14 protein-coding genes are annotated in these 24,306 nt (G+C 66.8%); 11 read left to right on the top strand and 3 right to left on the bottom strand.

Features of this window, described 5'->3' with window-relative positions; genetic code table 11:
• Positions 1-66 precede the first annotated feature (66 nt).
• From ACTIFF_RS11615 to bamC, 3 genes are all read left to right on the top strand, one after another.
• Complete coding sequence (locus ACTIFF_RS11615; RefSeq protein ID WP_439537119.1) at positions 67-948, top strand: histone deacetylase family protein; 882 nt, start codon at positions 67-69, stop codon at positions 946-948.
• 168 nt (positions 949-1,116) lie between these two features.
• Positions 1,117-1,995, top strand: a complete 879-nt coding sequence (gene dapA / locus ACTIFF_RS11610; RefSeq protein ID WP_306476672.1) for a 4-hydroxy-tetrahydrodipicolinate synthase — start codon at positions 1,117-1,119, stop codon at positions 1,993-1,995.
• A gap of 10 nt (positions 1,996-2,005) precedes the next feature.
• Positions 2,006-3,178, top strand: a complete 1,173-nt coding sequence (gene bamC, locus ACTIFF_RS11605) for an outer membrane protein assembly factor BamC (protein ID WP_439536972.1) — start codon at positions 2,006-2,008, stop codon at positions 3,176-3,178.
• Between the two features lie 203 nt (positions 3,179-3,381).
• Here bamC and cobA read toward each other — a convergent pair whose 3' ends face one another.
• On the bottom strand, positions 3,382-4,188 hold the full coding sequence (gene cobA, locus ACTIFF_RS11600) for a uroporphyrinogen-III C-methyltransferase (protein WP_439536971.1): 807 nt from the start codon (positions 4,186-4,188) through the stop codon (positions 3,382-3,384).
• 133 nt (positions 4,189-4,321) lie between these two features.
• Here cobA and ACTIFF_RS11595 point away from each other — a divergent pair, with 133 nt between their 5' ends.
• The 4 genes from ACTIFF_RS11595 (at position 4,322) to ACTIFF_RS11580 (ending at position 11,172) form a co-directional block, all read left to right on the top strand.
• Complete coding sequence (locus ACTIFF_RS11595; RefSeq protein WP_439536970.1) at positions 4,322-4,999, top strand: TetR/AcrR family transcriptional regulator; 678 nt, start codon at positions 4,322-4,324, stop codon at positions 4,997-4,999.
• 371 nt (positions 5,000-5,370) lie between these two features.
• Entirely contained in the window at positions 5,371-6,576 is a 1,206-nt protein-coding gene (locus ACTIFF_RS11590; protein ID WP_439536969.1) for an efflux RND transporter periplasmic adaptor subunit, read from the top strand.
• A gap of 11 nt (positions 6,577-6,587) precedes the next feature.
• The gene (locus ACTIFF_RS11585) at positions 6,588-9,728 is read left to right on the top strand and encodes an efflux RND transporter permease subunit (protein ID WP_439536968.1); all 3,141 of its coding nucleotides are present in this window, start codon (positions 6,588-6,590) and stop codon (positions 9,726-9,728) included.
• Positions 9,715-11,172, top strand: a complete 1,458-nt coding sequence (locus ACTIFF_RS11580) for an efflux transporter outer membrane subunit (RefSeq protein WP_439536967.1) — start codon at positions 9,715-9,717, stop codon at positions 11,170-11,172. The genes ACTIFF_RS11585 and ACTIFF_RS11580 overlap by 14 nt, the downstream gene beginning before the upstream one ends.
• 228 nt (positions 11,173-11,400) lie before the next feature.
• Here the strand turns inward: ACTIFF_RS11580 and ggpS are convergent, their stop codons facing one another.
• A complete protein-coding gene (gene ggpS, locus ACTIFF_RS11575; RefSeq protein ID WP_439536966.1) occupies positions 11,401-13,647 on the bottom strand; it encodes a glucosylglycerol-phosphate synthase in 2,247 nt (748 codons plus the stop codon).
• A gap of 35 nt (positions 13,648-13,682) precedes the next feature.
• Entirely contained in the window at positions 13,683-14,945 is a 1,263-nt protein-coding gene (locus tag ACTIFF_RS11570) for an MFS transporter (RefSeq protein ID WP_439536965.1), read from the bottom strand.
• A gap of 398 nt (positions 14,946-15,343) precedes the next feature.
• Here ACTIFF_RS11570 and ACTIFF_RS11565 point away from each other — a divergent pair, with 398 nt between their 5' ends.
• The 4 genes from ACTIFF_RS11565 to ACTIFF_RS11550 are packed head-to-tail and all read left to right on the top strand — an operon-like array spanning position 15,344 to position 24,227.
• Positions 15,344-16,624, top strand: coding sequence for an MdtA/MuxA family multidrug efflux RND transporter periplasmic adaptor subunit (locus tag ACTIFF_RS11565; protein WP_439536964.1), 1,281 nt, complete (start codon positions 15,344-15,346; stop codon positions 16,622-16,624).
• A 12-nt stretch (positions 16,625-16,636) separates the two neighbouring features.
• Positions 16,637-19,708, top strand: coding sequence for a multidrug efflux RND transporter permease subunit (locus ACTIFF_RS11560; protein WP_439536963.1), 3,072 nt, complete (start codon positions 16,637-16,639; stop codon positions 19,706-19,708).
• Positions 19,705-22,803, top strand: coding sequence for a multidrug efflux RND transporter permease subunit (locus ACTIFF_RS11555; protein ID WP_439536962.1), 3,099 nt, complete (start codon positions 19,705-19,707; stop codon positions 22,801-22,803). Before ACTIFF_RS11560 ends, ACTIFF_RS11555 begins: the two co-directional genes overlap by 4 nt.
• Positions 22,800-24,227 (top strand): efflux transporter outer membrane subunit, encoded by a 1,428-nt coding sequence (locus tag ACTIFF_RS11550; RefSeq protein WP_439536961.1) that lies wholly within the window; start codon positions 22,800-22,802, stop codon positions 24,225-24,227. Before ACTIFF_RS11555 ends, ACTIFF_RS11550 begins: the two co-directional genes overlap by 4 nt.
• Positions 24,228-24,306 lie beyond the last annotated feature (79 nt).

The raw sequence follows: 24,306 nt of genomic DNA, 5'->3' as shown, positions 1-24,306 counted from the left end.
TGCAAAAATGGAGGAGGCGCGGTGACCACCGCATACATTACACATCCCGAGTGCGCCCTGCATGACATGGGTTCGCACCACCCCGAATGCCCGGACCGCCTGTGCGCGATACAGGACCGCCTGATCGCCAGCGGGCTCGACATCTGCCTGGCCCACCACGACGCGCCGCTGGCCGGCGTCGAAGCGCTCGAGCGCGCGCATTCTGCCGCTCACGTCCGGCAGGTGTTCGAGCAGGCCCCGGCCAGCGGCATCGTGCATCTCGACCCGGACACCGCCATGTGCCCCGGTACGCTGCGCGCCGCGCTGCGTGCCGCCGGCGCCGGCATCCATGCCACCGATCTGGTGCTGTCAGGCCAGGCCAGCAATGCCTTCTGCGCCGTGCGCCCGCCCGGACACCATGCTGAATTCGGTCGCGCGATGGGCTTCTGCTTCTTCAACAACATCGCCGTCGCCGCCCGTCACGCGCTCGAGGTGCACGGGCTGGAGCGGGTCGCCATCATCGATTTCGACGTGCATCACGGCAACGGCACCGAAAACATCGTGGCCGGCGACGAGCGCATGCTGATGGTGAGCATCTTCCAGCACCCGTTCTACCCCTACTCGGGCGACAAACCACTGGCCGACAATCTGTGCAACGTGCCGCTGCCGGCCGGCACCCGCGGCGAGGCTTTCCGCGAGGCCGTCAGCACCCGGTGGCTGCCGCGGCTGCAGGAATTCGCCCCGCAGATGCTGTTCATTTCGGCCGGATTCGATGCGCACTACGAGGACGACATGGCCTCGCTCGGCCTGCTCGAGGCGGATTACGCATGGGTGACCACGCAACTGCTCAAGTTCGCGCAGGTGCACTGCCAGGGCCGCATCGTATCGATGCTCGAAGGCGGCTATGCGCTGTCCGCGCTCGGCCGCAGCGTGACGGAGCACGTGAGGGCGCTGGCGGAGCTTGGATGAACGCAGATGCAAGATTCAAGATTCAAGTTTCAAGTCGCGCCGTCCTTGGATCTTGAAACTTGAAGCTTGCATCTGCCTTGCGTTGTTACAGACTGACGCACCGTGCGTGTTGGGCTTGCCGGCGGCCTCCGGTAGAATGCCGCGTTTCCTGCTGAAGCTGCTTCACTCATGATTACCGGATCGCTCGTCGCCATCGTCACGCCCATGCATGAAGATGGCAGCCTGGACTACCCGCGGTTGCGCGGCCTGGTCGATTTCCATATTGCAGAAGGCACCGACGGCATCGTGATCGTCGGCACCAGTGGCGAATCGCCGACGGTGGATGTCGACGAACACTGCGAACTGATCCGCGTCACCGTCGAACAGGCTGCCGGCCGTATTCCGGTGATCGCCGGTACCGGCGCCAATTCGACCGCCGAGGCGATCGAACTGGCGCAGCGCGCGAAGGCCGTGGGCGTGGATGCCTGCCTGACCGTCGTGCCCTACTACAACAAGCCGACGCAGGAAGGCTTGTACCGCCACTTCCGCGCCCAGGCCGAAGCGGTCGACGTGCCGTTCATCCTGTACAACGTGCCCGGTCGCACCGTGGCCGATCTGGCGAACGACACCACGCTGCGGCTGGCCGAAATCCCGAACATCGTCGGCATCAAGGACGCGACCGGCAATCTCGACCGCGGGGTCGAACTGATCAACCGCGCGCCGAAGGACTTCGCGCTGTACAGCGGTGACGATGCCTCCACCTGCGCCTTCATCCTGATGGGCGGTCACGGCTGCATCTCGGTCACCGCCAACGTGGCGCCGCGCCTGATGCACGAAATGAACGCTGCAGCCCTGGCGGCCGACGCCGTCAAGGCGCGCGCACTCAACGCGAAGCTCACCGGTCTGCATCGCCAGCTGTTCTGCGAAGCCAACCCGATCCCGGTGAAGTGGGCCGTCCATCAACTGGGCCTGATCGGCCCGTCGCTTCGCCTGCCGCTGACCGAACTGGCACCGCAATTCCACCCGCAGGTTCGCGCCGCGATGCAGCAGGCCGGCGTGCTGAACTGAGGCTTTACCGATGATTCCCATGAAGTCCGGTGCGTTGCGCACCCTGCTGGTTGTCGTGCTGGCCGCGTTCGCGGCTTCGTGCTCGATGATCAGCGAATACACCGAATCGACCAAGGTCGATTACAAGGCGGCGGCCAAGAAGCGCGGTCCGCGCCTTGACCTGCCGCCCGACCTCACGCTGCCGGCCTCGAGCGACCGCTACGCGGTGCCTGATTCGGCGGGCCGTGACGTCGCCACGCTGTCTGCCTACAACGCAGACCGTGCAGGGCCGGCTGCCCAGGCGCAGCCGCAGGGCGGTGCCGTGCTGCCGCAGGTCGACAAGATGCGCATCGAGCGCTCGGGCAATCAGCGCTGGCTGGTCGTCGCGGGAAGTCCTGAACAGATGTGGCCGCAGGTGAAGGAGTTCTGGCAGGAAACCGGTTTCCTGATCGACATCGAACAGCCCGAAGCGGGTGTCATGGAGACGGACTGGAACGAGAACCGCGCCAAGCTTCCAAACGACATCATCCGGAACACCATCGGCAAGGTGTTCGACAACCTCTACTCGACGCCGGAGCGCGACAAGTACCGCACCCGCCTCGAACCCGGTGCCGAACCGGGCACCACCGAAATCTACGTCAGCCATCGCGGCGTGATGGAGGTGTACATCAACGAGCGCGGCGACAGCACCGTGTGGCAACCGCGTCCCGCCGACCCCGAACTGGAAGCCGAAATGCTGCGTAGGCTGATGGTGCGTCTGGGGGCCGACACCGAACGGGCCAAGACGCTGGTCGCAGCCCAGCCGGTGGCCGAGCGCGCGCAACTGGTGACGGCGGACAAGGGCGGCACGCTGCAGATCTATGAAGGTTTCGACCGCGCCTGGCGCCGGGTCGGCCTCGCACTCGATCGTGTCGGTTTCACCGTCGAGGACCGTGACCGTTCGCAAGGCGTGTATTTCGTGCGCTACGTCGATCCGGACGTCGATGCAACGGCCGGCGAGAAGAAGGGGGGCGTGCTGTCCAAGCTGCTGTTCTTCATGCCGGACGACAAGCCGGATCCGAAAGCCGGCCAGAACCAGTACCGCATCCACATCAAGGGTGAAGGCAAGCAGAGCAATGTCCAGGTGCTGACGCCGGAGGGCGGCGTGGACGAAAGCAAGACGGCCAAGCGCATCCTGTCGTTGCTGCACGAACAGCTCAAGTAGACGGCGGTCCCGGAGGGGCAGCCCCTGTGTAAGCTGCGACGGTTTTGTGGGAGCGGCGATCCACGGCTCGCCCTGCATGGCCAGCCGGCTCTGCGGGCGGCGAGCAGTGCTCGCCGAAACCCCCGCGCCGCCCTCGCCGCGATCGGCGCGTTGATCAACGATAATCGCGGCGAGGCCGCCGCTCCCACAGGCGGCCTTCGGGTTCAGCCGGCCATCTGCGTGCTTTCATCAGGCAGGTCAAGCTGCGAAGCGGCACCAGCCAGCCTGACCACCTCACCGATCACCACGATGGCGGGGCTGCCGAGGCCGGCGGCCGACACCTCGATCGCCAGCGTCGCGACGGTCGCCAGCACGCTGCGCTGATCGCCGCGGGTGCCGTTCTGGATGGCGCAGGCGGGCGTGCCGGTCGGCAGCCCGCCATCGATCAGCGCCCGCGTGATGCTGTCCAGCGTGCGCATGCCCATATAGATCACCAGCGTGGTGCCGCAACGCGCCAGCGCCGCCCAGTCCGGTTCGCGTCCGGGCTGGCCGTCGGCCCGTGCGTGGCCCGTCACGAAGGTGACGCCGCAGGCGAGGTCGCGATGCGTCACCGGAACGCCGATTGAAGCGGGCACCGCGATGCCTGAGGACAGGCCGCTGACCACTTCGCAGGCGATGCCGGCGCGCGCCATGGCCTGCTTCTCCTCGCCGCCGCGGCCGAACACGAAGGGGTCGCCGCCCTTTACACGGCCGACCGTCAACCCGGCGCGCGCGCAGCGCCGCATCAAACGTTCGATGAAGGCCTGCGGCGTGCTGCGGCAACCGCCACGCTTGCCGACACGCAAGATGCGCGCATCCGCCCGCGCATGCGCGAGCACCGCCGGATCGACCAGGTCATCGACCAGCAGCACGTCGCACAGGCCGAGCACGCGCACCGCCTTCAGTGTCAGCAGCTCCGGGTCGCCCGGACCGGCGCCGATCAGATAGACCTTGCCGGTCGCGCGGGACAAAGGATCAGGGTGTGTATTCATGGCCGGATACAAGCAAACACGGGGCCATGTCGGTCCAGGCCGGCGCCGCCACGCACCGCCACGTGCAGGGCTGACGGATGCACCGCCGCTGTGCGTGCAGTGCTACATTCGGGGGCGGAAAAGAGGCGTACGCATGCAATCCGACGACGATACTGAGAAGGGGGGGCGACCCGCAGGCCGACCACGCGGAGACGCGAAGGAACGGATTTTCGACGCGGCTGAAAAGCTGTTTACCGAGCAGGGCTATGCCGCGACGTCCATGCGCATGATTGCGCAGGCCGCCAGCGTGCCGCTGGCGTCCATCAATTACCACTTCAACTCCAAGCGCGACCTGATGGAAGCCATCTATCGGCGCGTGCTCGGTGCCGATGGCCGGCGCTCGGACTATCTCGACAAGCTGGAGCGTGAAGCGGGCGGTGTGCCGCTGACCGTGCTGCAGATCGTTCAGACCTTCATCGAATCCATCCTGCGCCTGTCGCGCAAGGACACGGTGTCGGGTGCGGTGTTCAAGCAACTGATCGGCCGCGCCTATTTCGAGCCCGGTGATGACTGCATTCCCGCCGAGTACGTGCAGATCATGGACCGCTACCGCGTCGCGCTGCAGCGCGCGCTGCCCGATTTGCCGGAAGAAGAGGTGGTCAGGCGCATGTACTTCTTCGTCGGCATCGTGGCTTACGTGATGGCCGGCCGCGACGTGATGCAACTGCTGGGTCACTGCGCGCCCGCCACCCCGAAAGACCCGGAATCGCTGCTGCGCTCGCTGCTGCCCTTCATCGTCGGCGGCATGCAGGCGCCTGCACCGGTCGCCTGATTCCAGCGAATCACCACCGTATGACCGGACCGCAGCGTCGCCCTGGTCGGTCAGTACGAGGTGGCTCGCCCGTCGGGCGCAGAACCCGTACGGGGATGATGTCCGATTGTTCGCCTTGACCGTCGCACGATCCGTGGCCCTTGCCTTGCGCGTCAGCGCATGGCAAACGGCGCCCGGTGATCCTGGTTGGGACCCTTTCCCTCTGTCTGATCGAGAACCGCCCGTTCGTCGTGCCCTGAATGAAAATTTTTTTCATTCAGGAATTTAAACATACAAGGATGTATGTTTATAATTCCCGTCATAACAGGGCCGTTGCTTCCTTGGCCCGATACTTTCGCGCGGCATGGCCGCGTCAGCTTCCGGGATGGATCATGAATAAAGCGATGGATTCCTTTCAGCGCGCGGGCTGGCTGTCCGCGATGGTGCTTGCGCTCGCGCTGGCGGGCTGCGGCAAGCAGGACGGCAAGCCGGCCAATGGCGGCATGCCGCCGCCGGCAGTCAAGGTCATCGAGGTGGCGCCACGCGAAGTGCCGGTCCGTTTCGAGTATGTCGGCCAGGTGGCCGGCTCGCGCGAAATCGAGGTGCGGGCGCGCGTCACCGGCATCGTCGAAAAGCGCCTGTACGAAGAAGGCCAGCGCATCAAGGAAGGGCAGGTGATGTACCGGCTCGACGCCGCGCCTTATCGCGCCCGGGTCGCCGCTGCCGAAGCCCAGCTCGATCAGGCGAAGGCGCAGCTGGCGCAGGCCGATCGCGAGTACGCGCGCATCAAGCCGCTGGCCGATGCGGAAGCGGCCAGTCGCAGGGAATCGGACGACGCGCTGTCGCAGCGCGACTTGGCACGCGCCGCGGTGAAGTCGGCCGAAGCGCAGCTGCAGACCGCGCGCATCGATCTGGGGTACACCGATGTGCGTGCGCCGCTGGGCGGTCTGGCCGGCCGTGCGCTGAAGGTCGAAGGCAGTCTGGCGGTCGCCGGCTCTGACAGCCTGATGACCACGCTGGCCCAGGTCGATCCGGCGTATGTCAATTTCGGCGTCGGCGAAGCGGAATACCTGCGCACCCGCGACGAGATCGCGCGCGGCCTGCTGCGGCTCGACAACGCCGGCTTCGTTGTGAAGATCCGTACCTCCGACGGCATGGAATTCCCGCGTACCGGGCGGCTCGGCTTCGAGGATTACAAGGCCGACACCAGCACCGGTGCCTTCGCGCTGCGTGCCACCTTCGAAAACCGTGACGGCAAGCTGTCTCCCGGCCAGTTCGTACGCGTCGCGCTGTCCGGCGCCACGCGCCCGGACGCGCTGGCTGTGCCGCAGCGTGCGGTGCTCGACAGCCCGAACGGCAAGTTCGTCTATGTGATTGCGGAAGCCGACGGCAAGCTGCTGGCGCAGCCGCGGCCGGTCAAGCTCGGCGAATGGGCGCAGCTCGACGGTGCGCTGGAAAACGCCTGGGTGATCCGCGAAGGTCTGCAGCCGGGCGAGCGCATCATCGTCGACGGCATGGCGCGCATCTTCGTGCCCGGCTCGCCGGTGCAGATCGACAACGGTCAGGCGCCCGCAGCAGCCCCTGCCGCGCCGCAATAAGGAGCGCGCCCATGTTTTCGCGCTTCTTCATCGACCGGCCGATCTTCGCGTTCGTCATTTCCATCCTGCTCGTGCTGGCCGGTCTGGCGGCGATGCGGGCGCTGCCGATCGCGCAGTATCCGGAAATCGCGCCGCCGGTGGTCACCGTGCGCGCCATCTACCCGGGTGCGTCGGCCGAAACCATCGCGCAGACGGTTGCCGCACCGCTGGAAAACGTCATCACCGGCGTGGAAGGCATGATGTACATGCAGTCCACCTCGACCTCGAATGGCGTGGTGGAAATACAGGTCACCTTCGAAATCGGCGCCGATCCCGACAAGGCGGCGGTGAACGTGAACAACCGGGTCAAGCAGGCCGACGCCCGGCTGCCGGAAGAGGTGCGCCGGCAAGGCGTGACGGTGGAGAAGGGCTCGTCCGCCTTCCTGCTGGTGCTGGCCTTTTATTCGCCGGACGACAAGTACGACGACCTGTATACGTCCAACTACGTGACGCTGAACGTGCTGGACAACATCAAGAAGATCCCCGGCACGACCAACGTGCAGATCTTCGGCGCCAAGGACTACGCGATGCGCATCTGGGTACGCCCGGACCGCATGACCCAGCTCGGCGTCACGGTGACCGAAATCGCCGCTGCGCTGCGCGACCAGAACGCCCAGTTCGCGGCCGGCAAGATCGGCCAGTCGCCGACCGGCGGCGGCCAGGACATGGTGTACACGATCACCACCAAGGGCCGGCTGTCCACGGTCGAGGAATTCGAGAACATCATCCTGCGTTCGAACGCTGACGGTTCGAAGCTGCGCCTGCGCGACGTCGCACGGATCGAACTCGGTTCGAAGGACAACGACTTCAACGGCACCTACAACGGCAAGCCCGCGGTGCTGATGGGCGTATTCCTGCAGCCGGGCGCCAACGCGCTCGACGTCGCCAAGGTGACCAAGGCGGCCATCACTGACATGGCCGAGCGGTTCCCGCAGGGCATGACTTACGCGATTCCGTACGACACGACGCGCTTCGTCGAGGTGTCGATCACCGAAGTGGTGAAGACGCTGGGCGAGGCGATGATCCTGGTGTTCGTCGTCGTGTTCGTGTTCCTGCAGAACTGGCGCGCCACGCTGATTCCGCTGCTGGCGGTGCCGGTGTCGCTGCTCGGCACCTTCGCCGGTCTGCACCTGCTCGGCTATTCGATCAACACGCTGACCCTGTTCGGCATGGTGCTGGCGATCGGCATCGTGGTGGACGACGCCATCGTGGTGCTGGAGAACGTCGAACGCATCATGCACGAGCAACAGATGGTGGCGCGCGACGCCGCCATCCAGGCGATGCAGGAAGTGACCGGGCCGGTGGTGGCCATCGTGCTGGTGCTGACTGCAGTATTCGTGCCGATCGCCTTCCTCGGCGGCCTGACCGGCGAGCTGTACCGGCAGTTCGCGGTGACCATTTCGATTGCGGTCGTGCTGTCCGGCATCGTTGCGCTGACCATGACGCCGGCGCTGTGCGTGGCGCTGCTGAAGAACGAGCACAAGAACCAGGCGCGCATCTTCCTGTGGTTCAACGACTGGTTCACCCGGGTGACGCACCGCTACACCGGCGCCGTCACCTGGATGATCAAGCGCTCGGCGGTCGGCGTGCTGCTGTTCGCCGGTATGGTCGTCATCACCATCGGCCTGTGGACCAAGACGCCCGGCTCGCTGGTGCCGGACGAAGACCAGGGCTACTTCATCGTCGCCGTGTTCCTGCCCGATGGCGCCACGCTGGAGCGCACCGACAAGGTGGTGGCCGAAGTGATGAAGGCGGTCCAGTCGAACGATGCGAACGAGCACGTGATGGCCTTCTCCGGCATGGACTTCATCGGCGGCGGCTTCAAGAACAGCGCGGCGACCATCTTCGTCAGCCAGAAGCACTGGAACGAACGCAAGATGAGCACGCAGCAGCTGGTCGGCGAGGTGTTCGCGAAGACCGGCGGCATCAAGGAGGCGCTGGTACTGGCCTTCAATCCGCCGGCCATTTTCGGTCTCGGCAATACCGGCGGTTTCGAGTTCTATCTGCAGAACCGCGGCGACGGCGGCACGAAGAGGCTGGTCGAAAACATGAATGCGCTGATCGGTTCGTCCTACCAGACGCCGGTGCTGGCCGGCGGGCTGCAAACCCTGTGGCGGCCGAATGCGCCGCAGCTGTTCGTGGACGTCGACCGCGAGCGCGCCAAGGCGCTGGGCATTCCGCTGACCGAAGCCTTCAACACGCTGGCCGGCACGCTGGGCACCTTCTACGTGAACGACTTCAACAAGTTCGGTCGCGTGTGGCAGGTGCTGATGTCGGCCGAAAGCCAGTACCGTCGTTCGCCGGAAGACATCGGCCGGCTGTACGTGAAGAACGCCGCCGGCGACATGGTGCCGGTGTCCGCCTTCGCCAAGGTCGAATACAGCTCGGGCCCGGATACGGTGAATCGCTACAACAACCTGCCTGCGGTGCGACTGATGGGGCAGGCGGCACCCGGCTATTCGTCCGGTCAGGCGATCGCCGAGGTGGAGCGGCTGGCCAAGGCCCTGCCGGGCGACACCAGTTTCGAATGGACCGGCGCCGCCTTCCAGGAGAAGCGCGTGTCGAGCGCGGCATCGATCGCGCTCATCATGGCCGCCGTCATGGTGTTCCTCATCCTGGCCGCGCTGTACGAGAAGTGGTCGCTGCCGTTTTCGGTGCTGCTCGCCATGCCGTTCGGCATCTTCGGCGCGCTGACCGCAGTCTGGCTGCGCGGCATGACCAATGACGTGTATTTCCAGATCGGTCTGGTGACGCTGCTCGGCCTGTCGGCCAAGAACGCCATCCTGATTGTCGAATACGCGGTGCTCAAGCACCAGGAAGGCTATGCGGTGGCTGCGGCGGCAATCGAGGCAGCGCGCCTGCGGCTGCGCCCCATCATCATGACCTCGCTCGCCTTCATCCTCGGCGTGCTGCCGCTGGCCATTTCGACCGGCGCCGGCGCGGGTGCGCGGGTGTCGGTGGGCACCGGCGTCATCGGCGGCATGATTGCGGCCACCTTCCTCGCGATCTTCTTCGTGCCGCTGTTCTACAAGATCATCGTCGACCGCCGGCTGTCCACACCGCCGGAAGAAGTCGAACCCCCGAAGCCGGAGAATCCCTATGCGCCTCATTGATCCTGCGCGTCGCGGCGCGCTGGGCGCGCTGCTCGCGGCGAGCCTGCTGTCCGCCTGCTCGCTGATGCCGAAACCGGCGCCCGAACTGGACCTGCCGTCGGTCAGCGCCACGACGCCGGTCGAGCTCGACCGCTGGTGGGAAAGCTTCCGCGATCCGGTGCTCGACGGCCTGATCGCCGAGGCGCTGGTGCGCAACGACGACATGGTGATTGCCGCCCAGCGCGTGCAGGCCTCGCAGGCCACGCTCGATCTGGTGCGCATCAACCGCCTGCCTGATGCCAGTCTGTCGCTGTCCGGTTCGCGCCAGCAGTTCAGCAACGAGCGGCCGATTCCGAACCGGCCGCGCCAGTACAACACGGTCATCGGCGGTTTCAACGCGTCGTACGAACTCGACCTGTTCGGTCGCCTGTCCGGCCAGCGCGACGTGGCGCGCCAGCAGCTCGCCTCCAGCCGCTATGCGCTGGAAGCGCTGCGTGCATCGATCAGCGCCCAGGTGGCGCGCGCCTACTTCAATCTGCGCGCACTGGATGCCGACGAGGCGCTGCTGGCGCAGACGCTGACCACCCGCGAATCCGCGCTGTCGCTGCGCGACAGGCAGTTCGCCGGGGGGGCGATCAGCCGCTATGACCTGGAACTGGCGCGCTCCGAACGGGCCGGCGTGGCCGCGTCGCTGGCCAGCACGCGCAGCGCGCGCGAACAGGCAGAGACGGCACTGTCGGTGCTGCTCGGCCGCTCGCCGCGCGAACTGGTCGAAAAGATGCCGGATCGCGGTCTTGCGCTGTCCACACTTGCCGTGCAGCCGGAGATTCCATCCGGCCTGACGTCCGATCTGCTGGCGCGACGCGCCGACGTGCGCGCCGCCGAAGCCAATCTCGCCGCCGCCAGCCTCAGCGTCGAAGTGGCGCGCACGCAATGGATGCCCACCATTTCGCTGACCGCCGCACTGGGCGGCGAAAGTGCCACGCTGGGCAATCTGCTGTCGGCGTCCGCCCGCACCTGGAGCGTCGGCGCCGCGATCGCACAGCCGCTGGTCGGCCTGCTCAGCACGCGTGCGCTGGTTGCGCAGTCGGAAGCCGAACGCGCGCAGATCGCGCAGACCTATCAGCAGGCAGCCCGTCAGGCCTATGCCGATGCGCTCGGCGCGCTGTCCGCCGCGCGGGGCGCGCGCGAGGCGATGGAAGAGACGGTGAAACTGGCCGACGCCACGCGTGGCGCGCGCGATCTGGCCGAACTGTCATTCAACGCCGGCAACGCCAGCCGCATCGTGCTGCTCGATGCCGAACGCGAGCGGCTGTCGGCCGAACGTCAGCTGATCGCCAGCCGCCTCGACCGGGTCACTGCGCTGGTCAACACCTATCAGGCACTCGGTGGCGGCTGGAGCGGTCGCATCGAAACCGGCGGTCCGGCCGAGACACTCGAGAACACGCCGACCGCGGCGCGCTGAAAGCGGCGCCTTCGCCGCAATCGGCACACGCCCCTTCTGGAAGTGGCGGTCTGTGGGAGCGGCGATCCACTGCCGGCCCTGCATGGCCGGCCGGCTCTGCGGGCGGCGAGCAGTGCTCGCCGAAATCCCCGCTCCGCCCTCGCGGCGAGGCCGCCGCTCCCACAGGAACAGCTCCCACAGGAACAGCTCCCGTGGCAGGTGTTCCCATCTTGCCGGCCGCCTCGTCGCTCACGCCCTCTGCAATACCCGCTCAGGCGCGCCGACCGTCGCATCGACGGCCGCCAGAAATTCCTGTCCCCAGCGGTGCACATCGTTGTACTGCACGATGGCCAGCAATTCGCGCAGGCGTGACTCGGCTTCGGCGCGGTGCATGTTCAGCGCGTAGTAGCACTTTTCGCGCAGATCGTTGATGTCATGCGGATTGGTCAGTACGGCGCCGTGCAGTTCGGCGGCGGCGCCGGCGAATTCGGACAGCACCAGCACGCCGCCACCCTGCATCAGGCCCTGCACCGCGACGAATTCCTTGGCGACCAGATTGAGGCCATCGCGCAGCGGCGTGATCCACATGACATCGGCCACCGCGTAGTAGGCGATCAGTTCCTCGAACGGAATGGCGCGGAAGAAGAACTGCACCGGCGTCCAGCCCACCCTCGAATAGCGGCCGTTGATGCGGCCGACCGCCTGCTCGATCTGTGTCTGCAGGGCGCGGTAAATGGTCATTTCGCTCGCCGCCGGCACGCACACGGTGATCAGCGTGACCTTCTGGCGCATTTCCGGATAGCGCTCCAGCAACTGTTCGAAGGCGAGCAGCTTTTCCAGCGTGCCCTTCGTGTAGTCGAGCCGCTCGACCGACAGGATGGCCCGGCGGCCGTCCAGTTCATGGCGCAGGCTGTCCATGCGGCGGGCGGTCGCCGGGTCGGCCAGCAGGCGACCGACACGCTGCACGTCCAGCCCGACCGGATGGGCGCCGATACCGATCCGACGGCCATGCACCTCGATTGCCGTCGTCATCTCGTCCAGCCCGACGGCGCAGCCATAGGTCAGGAAGCGCGGTGCGCAGTTGCGCGACTCGAGCACCTTCAGCGGTGCCACGCCGCGCGCCACATCGACGAAATTCTCGGCCTGGCGCGGAATGTGGAAGCCGATGTAGTCGCATTGCAGCAGGCTGCCGACGATTTCGCGCCGCCAGGGCATCACGTTGAACACGTCGGCCGACGGAAAGTAGGTGTGGTGGAAGAAGGCAATCTTCAGATCGGGCCGCAGTTCGCGCAGCGCCGCCGGCACCATCCACAGGTTGTAGTCGTGCAGCCACACCGTGGCACCCGGCGCCGCCTCGGCCGCGCTGCGTTCGGCGAACAGCCGGTTCACCTTCAGGAACACCTGCCAGTGGTCCTCGCGGAACTGCGCGCGTTCCCAGAAGGTGTGCAGCGTCGGCCAGAAGGCTTCCTTCGAAAAACGCTTGTAGAAGATGTCGACGTCGTGCTTGTCCAGCGCGACCCGCGCGCAGGTCAGATTGGGGTAGCGCTGGCGATCGACCGTGGTGTGCACTTCGAAATCGGTCGATTCGGCGTTGAGCGTGGACCACGCCACCCAGGAGCCCTGCCGGCCTTCGGCGAAGAAGCTCAGCAGCGTCGGAATGATGCCGTTGGGCGAACTCGGGCGGCGCTGCTTGACGATGCCGTCTTCGATGTACTCCTCGTACGGCAGCCGGTGATAGACGATGACGAGTTCGGCATCGCCGCCGTCGGTGACCGGGCTGACCGGATCGAAACGCATCATGCGGAAGCTGCGCAATGCATCGATGATGCCGCCGCAGCCGATGCGCGAAGCATGCAGGATGCGCGAGCGGTCCATGGTCGCCGCCAGCAGCGCCGGCTCCGACTCGCCGACACACACGCCGCGGAAGCCCTGTTCGAACATCGACAGATCATTCAGTGTGTCGCCGGCCACCAGTACATGTTCGGAGTCGATGCCGAGATGGCGCACCAGCTTGCGCAGCGTGCTGCCCTTGTTCACGCCGGGCGGCAGGATGTCGAGGTAACGATCGGCCGAATACAGCACGTCGCAGCCCAGTGCCGCCGCCGCGGCGTGGATGTCGCCAGTCACCGCGTCGCCGTTGCAGAAGTAGGAACAGCGCCGCTGCTGCGGGACTTCCTGCCGTTGCAGTCGCTCGAAGCCGGCCAGCGCCTCGGTCACCGCAAGTTCGCCCGGCCATACGACATCGATCGCCGACTGCAGCGGCTGCACCGCCTGCCGTGTGGCGCCATCGACGACGGTCGCGCCGACGTCGGCGATGATGTAGTGCGGCACCGGTATCGTCGGATCGGACAGGATGGGCAGCACGGCTTCGAGGCCGCGTCCGGTCACGAACACGAGTGTCACTTCGGGGTCGGCTGCAATGCGCTGGTACAGGCGCAGGCGCGCTTCGGGGTCGCCGGCGAGGAAGGTGCCGTCCAGATCGGTGGCGAGGAGCATGATGAAGTCCTTTCAGGGCAGGTTGCGGGTTCGGGTCAGCGGATCTCCGGGCGGGTTCGGGTGGAAGGAAAGTCGTTCGGATGTGCGCCTTCGACCATGTCGAAGGCGGTGGAGGCGGTGCGCACCATCGGCTGGAAGCGCGTCTGATGTGCAACGTCCGGCGTGAGTCTGCGGATCAGCGACGAAGCGGCGATCGCCAGCACACCCTGGGTTGCGGCAAACCACAGCGGCAGCGCCGCATTGCCGGCCAGCGACATGGCAAGGCCGGCGATCAGCGGGCCGGCGGCGGCACCGGCGCCGTGGATCAGCAGCAGGCTGCTGCTGCCCGAAAGCACTTCGTGCGGCTGCAGCCGGTCGATCATGCGGGCGACCGCCATCGGGTAGAGCGCGAACGCGAAGCCGCCGTAGATGAATCCGGCGAGGCTGATCGCCAGCGTGCCGTGGCGGGCGGCCGCCATCAGTCCGATGGCGCACAGTGCGGCGCCCAACGCCACGAAGGCGATCGCCCGGCCGCGGTCGATGCGGTCGGACAGCAGACCGATCGGCCACTGGAACAGCGCACCGCCGAGAATGGTGGCAGTCATGAAGGCCGCGATGCCCTGATGTCCCAAGCCGTGACTGTCAGCCCACACCGCACCCAGACCCCAGAAGGCGCCCATCGCCAGGCCCGATGCGAACGCGGCGGCAAGCGCGATCGGCGCCTTGGCGTACAGACTTTTCAGGTCGACCGACGCACTGTGGTCGAGCACCGGCTGATGCAGCCGGGTCGCAGCCACCGGCATCACGGCCGCCGACACCAGCAGCGCGGCCAGACCGAACAGCACATGGCCGCTGGCCGGTCCCAGATGCAGCAATTGCTGCGACAGCGCCAGTGCGCCCAGATTGACGCCCATGTAAACCGAGAACACACGGGCGCGTTGCGCCGGCGCCGCCTGGCTGTTCAGCCAGCTTTCGACGATGGTGTATAGCCCGACCATGGAAATACCGGTCAGCAGCCTCACCAGCGCCCACACCCAGGGCACGACCAGCAACTCGTGCAGCAGTACGGCGCAGGCGACCGCCGACGTGAAGAAGGCAAACGCACGCACGTGCCCGACCCGGCGGATCACGCGCGGTGCGACGTGGGTGCCGACCAGGAAGCCGGCAAAGAACATCGAGCCGAGCAGGCCCATGAAGGGGCTGCCGAAGCCTTCGATGCCGCCGCGTACGGCGAGCAGGGTGGTCAGCAGGCCGCTGCCCAGCAACAACAGGGCAACGCCGGACAGAAGTGCTGCGAGCGGCAGCAGATGGACAAGCAAGGCTTCGCCCTCCCGAAAGACGGAGTGGAAGCGACCTGACGCAGGGTGTGAAACCGGACAGCGGGACGGGGTGTCCCGCGGAAAAACGCAGGGCCGCGCGGTGGAACTGCTGGCTGAGCCTGTAAACGACCCCTGCAGTTTACCAGACGCAATTTCGTCGCCTGCGGAACCCCGTGTGCCGGGCGTCGCTCAACACCGCGTTGCGGCATCGACATCCGGCCCGGTCGAGCGCCGCGGTGACGACCGCACACCGCCGTTCACAGTCCATTCACAAGTCCGCCCGGCGCGCCACGACGTGATTAACATGCGCAGCCGACAATGGCCGTCGTGACGAGCGCGGGTGACCTCCCTGCGCGCGCTGACCGCCATGCCAACGATTTCACTTCGACCGATATTCCATGACGACCACGCCCTCCGTTTCACGCAAGCCACGCTGGCCCTGGATACTGATGTTGCTGGTGCTGGCCGGTCTGACCGCCGGCTGGTTTCTGGCGCGTGATCGCACCGGCACGCCCGCCGAGGGTGGAGGGCCGCCGGGTGCCCGGCCGGCCGGTGCGGCATCCGGCGCACCCGGCGCCGCAGGCCGTCGCTTCGGTGGCGAATCACGGGTCGGTACCGCGCTGGCCCGGTTGGCCGATCTGCCGGTGACGGTCAGTGCGCTCGGTACGGTGACGCCGATCGAAAGTGTCGTGGTGCGCAGTCGCGTCGAAGGTGAATTGCGTTCGCTGCACTTCACCGAAGGCCAAAGGGTGAAGAAAGGAGACCTGCTGGCGCAGATCGATCCACGTGCTTTCGAAGTCGAACTGGCGCAGACGCAGGCGGCGAAAATGCGCAACCAGGCATTGCTGACCAATGCACGCGAAGACCTGAACCGTTACGAAACGCTGCTGAAGCAGGATTCGATCGCCACCCAGCAGGTGACGAACCAGCAGGCGCTGGTGCGCGAGTACGAAGCCGCCATCAAGGCCGACGAAGCAAGCATTTCGTCGGCGCAGCTGTCGCTGAGCTACGCGCGCATCACGGCGCCGATCAGCGGACGCGTCGGTTTGCGCCAGGCGACACCGGGCAACATCGTACGCGCGTCGGATACCGAAGGCCTGCTGACCATCACGCAGGAAGCGCCGATTTCGGTCGTGTTTTCGCTGCCTGCGCCGGAACTGCCGGCGGTGCGTGCGGCCATCACGCAGCGCGGCGGTCTGGCAGTGGAAGCGTGGGACCGCGAAAACCGCCGTGTGCTGACCACCGGCACGCTGCGCATCCTGGACAACCAGATCGACGTCGCCACAGGCACCGTCAAGGCCAAGGCGATGTTCGAGAACCGCGACGACGTGCTGTTTCCGAACCAGTTCGTCAATGTGCGGGTACGCGTCGACACCGTGTCCGGTGCCGTCGTGGTGCCGGTCACCGCGATACAGCGCAGCGCCAGTGGCACTTTCGTGTACGTTGTCGGTGACGATCTGACGGTGGCGATGCGGCCGGTGAAGACCGGCACGCTGGCGGGCGAACTGCAGCAGGTGACGGAAGGCGTGCAGCCCGGCGAGCGCGTCGTCACCGATGGCGTGGACCGCCTGCGCGAAGGCGACAAGGTGAAGATCGATGACGTGCCGGTCGCGGGTGCCCGTGCCGGCAAGCCGGACGGGGCGTCGCCCGCGCGTCGCGATGCGGCGCCGGCGCGCTGACCGGCCATTTCCATGAACCCGTCCAGACTGTTCATCCTGCGCCCGGTGGCGACCTCGCTGCTGATGATCGCGCTGCTGGTGACCGGCTTCATCGCCTACCGGCTGCTGCCGGTGTCGGCGCTGCCGCAGGTCGACTACCCGACGATGCAGGTGGTCACCTTCTACCCGGGGGCCAGCCCGGAACTGACCACTTCGCTGATCACCTCGCCACTGGAACGCCAGTTCGGCCAGATGCCCGGGCTGGTGCAGATGAATTCCGTCAGTTCGGCCGGCGCCTCCGTGGTCACGCTGCGCTTCGGGCTGAACATTTCGCTCGATACCGCGCAGCAGGAGGTGCAGGCGGCGATCAATGCCGCGGCAACGCTGCTGCCGCAGGAACTGCCGGCGCCGCCGGTCTACAGCAAGGTCAATCCGGCCGATGCGCCGGTGATGACGCTGGCCATCAGTTCCAACGCGCTGCCGCTGCATCTGCTGGAAGAAGCCGTCAGCACGCGCCTGGCGCAGAAGATTTCGCAGCAGTCGGGCGTCGGGCTGGTGAGCATTTCCGGTGGCCAGCGGCGCGCCGTGCGCGTGCGGGTCAACCCGTCGGCGGTGGCGTCCTACGGGCTCAGCCTCGAACAGTTGCGCGCGGCCGTCGTCAGCACCAGTTCCAGCCAGGCCAAGGGCAGTTTCGACGGACCGACCCGCGCCACGACGCTGGATGCCAACGACCAGCTGCGGTCGGCGGCCGAATACCGGAAGAGTGTGATTGCGTGGAAGAACGGCGCACCGATCCGGCTCGAAGATGTCGCCGAGGTGGTCGATGGACCGGAGAACCGGCTGCTGGCCGCCTGGGCCAACCAGACGCCGTCACTCATCCTGAACATCCAGCGCCAGCCGGGCGCCAACGTGATCGACGTGGTCTCGCGCATCCAGGCGCTGCTGCCGGAGCTGCAGGCCTCGCTGCCCGACGCGGTCGATGTCGCCGTGCTGACCGATCGCACCGAATCAATCCGCACGTCGGTGCGCGACGTGCAGATCGAACTGGTGATGGCGGTCGCGCTCGTCGTGCTGGTCATCTTCCTGTTCCTGCGCAATGTCCGCGCCACGGTCATTCCGGCGGTGGCGGTGCCGCTGTCGCTCATCGGCACCTTCGCCGTCATGTACATGGCCGGCTTTTCGGTGAACAACCTGACGCTGATGGCGCTGACCATCGCCGCCGGCTTTGTCGTCGATGACGCCATCGTGATGACCGAAAACATCGCGCGCCACCTCGAACAGGGCAAGACGCCGATGCAGGCCGCGCTCGACGGCGCGAAGGAAATCGGCTTAACCATCATTTCGCTGACCGTGTCGCTGGTGGCGGTGCTGATTCCGCTGCTGTTCATGCAGGACGTGGTCGGCCGGCTGTTCCGCGAGTTCGCGCTCACGCTGACCATCGCCATCCTGCTGTCGGCCGTGGTATCGCTGACGCTGACGCCGATGATGGCGGCGCGCCTGCTGAAGGCCGAACCGGGGCATGCAGCCGAAGAGGGCTGGTATGCCCGTCTGCTGGCCGGCTATTCGCGCACGCTGCGCTGGGTGCTCGATCACCAGCCGCTGACGCTGGCTGTCACCCTGGCCACCTTCGTGCTGACCGCGCTGCTCTACCTCGCCGTGCCCAAGGGCTTCTTTCCGGTGCAGGACACCGGGTTGATCCAGGGCATTTCGGAAGCCGAGCCGACGGTGTCGTTCGCGGCGATGAGCGCGCGCCAGCAGGCGCTGGCCGAGGTGCTGCTGCGCGACCCGGATGTGGAGAACATCAGTTCCTTCATCGGCGTTGACGGCCAGAATCCGACGCTGAACACCGGCCGCATGCAGATCCGGCTGAAAGCCCTGGCTGACCGCGACGCACGCGCGCCCGAAATCGCTCGCCGGCTGGAGGATCTGGCGCGCGAGGTGCCGGGCATCACGCTGCATCTGCAGCCGGTGCAGGACCTGACAATCGAGGACCGGGTCAGTCGCGCGCAGTATCCTTTCGTCGTGCAGGCCACCCATCAGGACGACCTGCTCGAATGGGTGCCGAAACTGGTCGCAGCGCTGCAGCAGTCGGACAAGCTGTCCGCCGTCACCACCGATCTGACGACCGGCGGCCTGCAGGCCTATGTGAATATCGACCGCGCCGCCGCCGCCCGGGTCGGCGTGACCGTGGCCGACATCGATGCTGCGCTGTACAACGCCTTCGGCCAGCGCCTCATTTCGACCATCTTCACGCAGTCGAGCCAGTACCGCGTGGTGCTGGAAGCGCAGCCGCAGTTCCAGCAGGGCCCGGAAGCGATTTCGCAGATCCATGTGATGTCGGCCACCGGCGAGCAGATTCCGCTGGGCAGCCTGGTGCGCATCGAAGAGCGGCCGGCCCGCCTGTCGATCGGCCGGCAGGGGCAGTTTCCGGCCGCCACGGTGTCGTTCAACCTGCCCGACGGCGTGTCGCTGGGCGAAGCGGTCGATGCCATCGATGCCACGCGCCGCGGGCTCGCCATGCCGGCCACGCTCACCGTGACCTACGAAGGTTCGGCCGAGGCCTTCCGCGCTTCGCTGAGCGACACGCTGTGGCTCATCCTCGCCGCGGTGGCCACCATGTACATCGTGCTGGGCGTGCTGTACGAAAGCTTCATCCATCCGCTGACCATCCTGAGCACGCTGCCGTCGGCCGCGATCGGCGCGCTGCTGGCGTTGCTCGGCACCGGTCACGCGCTCGACATGATTGCGGTGATCGGCATCATCCTGCTGATCGGCATCGTCAAGAAGAACGCCATCATGATGATTGACTTCGCGCTCGACGCCGAACGCACGCATGGCATGGCGCCGCGCGACGCGATCTACCAGGCCTGCCTGCTGCGCCTGCGCCCCATCCTGATGACCACGATGGCGGCACTGCTCGGTGCGCTGCCCCTGATGCTGGGCGGCGGCATGGGGTCCGAACTGCGCCATCCGCTGGGTCTGACGATGGTCGGCGGCCTGCTGGTGAGCCAGGTGCTGACGTTGTATACGACGCCGGTCATCTATCTTGCGTTCGGTCGGCTGTTCGCGGCGCGCGGCCCCGCAGCGCAGGAGCGTCGGGCGTGAGCGGCTGGGCCTGGTCGGTTTACCGTCCGGTGGCGACCACGCTGCTGACCGCGGCCATCGCGCTGTCCGGCGGCCTGGCGTTCGTGCTGCTGCCGGTGGCCGCACTGCCGCAGGTCGACTTCCCGACCATTTCGGTCACCGCCGCGCTGCCCGGCGCCAGCCCGGAGGTAATGGCGGCGACCGTGGCCACGCCGCTGGAACGCACGATGGGGCGCATCGCCGGCGTCACCGAAATGACGTCGAGCAGTTCGCAGGGCAATACCCGGGTGACGCTGCAGTTCGAGCTGGACCGCGACGTCGAGGGCGCGGCGCGCGACGTGCAGGCGGCGATCAACGCTGCCCGGGCCAGCCTGCCGACCAGCCTGCCGTCCAATCCGAGCTACCGCAAGGTCAATCCGGCCGACGCGCCGATCATGATTCTCGCGATCACCTCCGACACGGTGCCCATTCCGCGCCTCTATGACATCGCGTCCACCGTGCTGGCGCAGAAGATGGCGCAGATTCCGGGTATCGGCGAAGTGACCGTGGGCGGTGGTGCGCCGCCGGCGGTGCGGGTGCAGGTGAATCCGGATGCGCTGCACCAGAACGGCCTGACGCTGGAAGACGTGCGTGCGCGCATCAACGAAAGCAATGTCTATCGTCCCAAGGGTTTCGTCGAGTCGGGCGACCGCTACTGGCAGATTGACGCCAATGACCAGGTGCGCCGCGCGGCCGATTACGTGCCGCTGATCCTGCGTCACACCTCGGGCGCCACGCTGCGCCTGGGCGATGTCGCGACGGTGACCGAATCAGTGCAGGACGTGCGCAATCTCGGTCTGACCAATGGCAAGCCGACGGTGCTGCTGGTCGTCACCAAACGCCCGGGCAGCAATGTGATCGAGACCGTCGAACGGGTGCACGCGCTGCTGCCGGAGCTGGCGGCCAGCCTGCCCGCCTCGGCCCGGCTCGACATCGTGTCGGACAGTTCGACCACGATACGCAGCGCCCTGCACGAGGTGGAGATCGCGCTGGCGATCGCCGTCGGCATGGTCATCTTCGTGGTGTTCCTGTTCCTGCGCAACGCACGCGCGACGCTGATCCCGGCCATCGTCGTGCCGGTGTCGCTGGCCGGCAGTCTGGCGGTCATGTACCTGCTGGGCTTCAGCCTGAACAACCTGTCACTGATGGCGCTGACCATCGCCACCGGCTTCGTGGTGGACGATGCAGTGGTGGTGATCGAAAACATCGCGCGCCACATCGAACGCGGCATGAAGCCCTTCGAAGCGGCGGTGAAGGGCGTGCGCGAGGTCGGCTTCACGGTGGTGGCGATCAGCCTGTCGCTGGTGGCGGTGTTCATCCCCATCCTGCTGATGGGCGGCATCGTCGGCCGGCTGTTCCGCGAATTCGCACTGACGCTGTCGGTGGCCGTGCTGGTGTCGATGGTGGTGTCGCTGACCGCGGCCCCGATGCTGGCGGCGCGCCTGCTGCGCCACCAGCCGGTCGAGCAGGAAGCACGCTGGCAGCGCGCACTGGCGCGCGTGTTCGACGACATCCAGATTGCCTACTCGCACAGCCTCGACTGGGCACTGCGCCACACGCGCATCGTCATGCTGATCTTTGCCGGCGCCATCGCGCTCAACCTCTGGCTGTTCGTCATCGTGCCCAAGGGCTTCTTTCCGAATCAGGACACCGGCCGTCTGTTCGGCAGCCTGCGCGGTGACCAGACGACCTCCTTCCAGGTCATGACGAAGAAGATGGCGCAGGCGGTCGAGGTGGTACGCGCCGATCCGGCGGTGGCCAATGTCAGCGCCTTCACCGGCGGCGGACGTGGCGGCGGTGCGAACAACGCCAGCTTCTTCGTCATTCTGAAGCCCTTGTCGGAGCGCAAGGCGACGGCCGATCAGGTGATCGGCCGGCTGCGCGGCAAACTCGGGCGAATCGAGGGGGTGTCGCTGTTTCTCGTGGCAGCGCAGGACCTGCGCATCGGCGGCCTGCGTTCATCATCGCAATACCAGTTCACGCTGACTGCAGACAGTTTGCGCGTGCTGCGCGAGTGGGAGCCGAAAGTACGCTTTGCGATGCGCGACCTGCCGCAGCTGGTCGATGTGTCGACCGACCAGGAAGACCGCGCCTCGCAAACCCTGCTGGTCTATGACCGCGACACACTGGCGCGGCTGGGCATCACGCCGGGCGGTGTGAACCAGATCCTCAACGACGCCTTTGCACAGCGCCAGATCAGCACGCTGTACGAGCCGCTGAATCAGTACAAGGTGGTGCTGGAAGTCGATCCGGCGCGCGCGCAGGACATTTCCGCGCTCGATGCGGTGCGCGTCGCCGGCGCCGACGGTCAGCTGGTGCCGCTCGACAGTTTCGCGCGGGTGATCGAGGGCACCATGCCGCTGTCGATTTCACATCTGGGCGGCAAGGTGTCGACCACCATCTCCTTCGGTACCGCCGAAGGCGTGACACTGGCGCAGGCGATGGAACAGATCCAGGGCGCGATGCGCGACATCGGCGTGCCGGCCAGCGTCAATGCCGGTTTCCAGGGATCGGCGCGCGCCTTCCAGCAGTCGCTGTCGAACCAGCCGCTGCTGGTACTGGGTGCCATCATCGCGGTCTATCTGGTGCTCGGCATCCTGTACGAAAGCCTGATTCATCCGCTGACCATCCTGAGCACGCTGCCGTCGGCCGGCATCGGCGCCATCCTTGCGCTGATGGCGTTCAACATCGAATTCGGGCTGATCGCCATCATCGGCCTGCTGCTGCTGATCGGCGTGGTCATGAAAAACGCCATCATGATGATCGACTTCGCGCTCGACGCCGAACGCAATCGCGGCTGCGCGCCGCACGAGGCGATCCGAGAGGCCTGCCTGATGCGGTTGCGGCCCATCCTGATGACCACGCTGGCGGCCATGGTCGGTGCGCTGCCGCTGGCCATCGGCTTCGGCGAAGGCTCGGAACTGCGCCAGCCGCTGGGCATTGCGGTGGTCGGTGGTCTGGTGGTCAGCCAGTTGCTGACGCTCTACACGACGCCGGTCACCTATCTCTATCTCGAACGTTTCAGCCGCTACAGCCGCCGGTGGTTTGCCGGCCGCGGCCGCACGGTGACGCCATGAACATGCTGCTCCCCCGTTCTTCTCCCGTCGTGTGCGCACTCCTGCTGGCATTGTTTGCCGCCGGGTGCACCTCGATCGGTCCTGATCACCAGCGACCGGCCTTCGACGTGCCGGCCGATTTCCGTGCCGCCGAGGGCTGGAAGCCGGCCGAGCCGGCTGACCACCTGCCACGCGGTGAATGGTGGCGCGCCTACGGCGATCCTGTGCTTGACGACCTCATTGTTCGGCTCGACGCGGCCAACCCCGATCTGCAGTCCGCGCTGGGCAGTTTCCGCCAGGCCCGCGCAGCTGCGCAGCTGGCGCGTGCCGGCTACACGCCTGAAATCGGGCTGTCGGCGGCGGCCCGGCGCAGCCGCGGTGCGGCGATCGAAGGCCGCTCGGCGAACCAGTCCAACACCACCCAGCTCGGCCTGGATGCCAGTTGGGAGGCGGATCTGTGGGGGCGCATCGGACGCGAGGTCGAAGCGGCCGGCGCCGAACTCGACGGCAGCGCCGGCGATCTGGCGTCGGTGCGGCTGAGCCTGCATGCCGAACTGGTGCAGAACTACTTCCAGCTGCGTGCAACCGACCATCAGCGCGACCTGTACCGGCGCACCGTCGAGTCCTTCGAGCGCGCGCTGGAACTGGCGCGCAACCGCGTCGCCGCCGGCGTGTCGACGCGCGGTGACGAGGTGCAGGCGCTGGCGCAGCTGCGCGCTGCCCAGGCGCAGGCGGTCGATCTCGATCTGACGCGTACGCAGTTGCAGAACGCCATCGCAGTGCTGATCGGTGCGCCGCCATCCGCCTTCGCGCTGGAGTCGGCCGACTGGCCGGCCGCACCCCCGGCCACGCCGGTCGGTCTGCCGTCGACGCTGCTCGAGCGGCGCCCCGATGTTGCGGCGGCCGAACGTCGCGTGGCCGCCGCCAACGCGCGTATCGGCGTGGCGCAGGCGGCCTGGTTCCCGTCACTGACGCTGAATGCCTCGACCGGCTATGCCGGCAACCAGTTCGCGCAGTGGTTTTCGGCATCCAACCTGGTGTGGTCGTTCGGCCTCAGCGTGGCGCAGGCGGTGTACGACGGCGGCCGCCGCGATGCGCAGATCGAATCGGCGCGTGCGGCACACGACATCACGGTCGCGCAGTACCGGCAGACCGTACTGGGGGCGCTGCAGGAGGTGGAGGACAACCTGAGCGCGCTGCGTCTGCTGGAAGACGAAGCGGCCTTGCGTGCGCAGGCATTGGAAGCGTCGCGCGAGGCGGAAACGCTGGCGCTGAACCGCTATCGCGCAGGCATCGCCAACTACACAGAAGTGATCACCGCGCAGACCACGGCGCTCGACAACGAACGCAGCCTGGCCCAGCTGCGCGGCCGGCAGTTCTCGGCCAGCGCGCTGCTGAACAAGGCGGTCGGCGGCGGCTGGCAAGGGTTGGCCTCGGCACCCTGAGCTAGGCCGGACGACGGATGGCGGAGCGTCAGCGATGCGACTACGATCAAGGGATATGTTCGCCGCCGCCGCCCGCCCG

Origin of the sequence: Methyloversatilis sp. (assembly GCF_051861465.1) — a bacterium.
Taxonomy (GTDB): domain Bacteria; phylum Pseudomonadota; class Gammaproteobacteria; order Burkholderiales; family Rhodocyclaceae; genus Methyloversatilis.
This window is presented reverse-complemented; position numbering and strand designations above follow the sequence as displayed.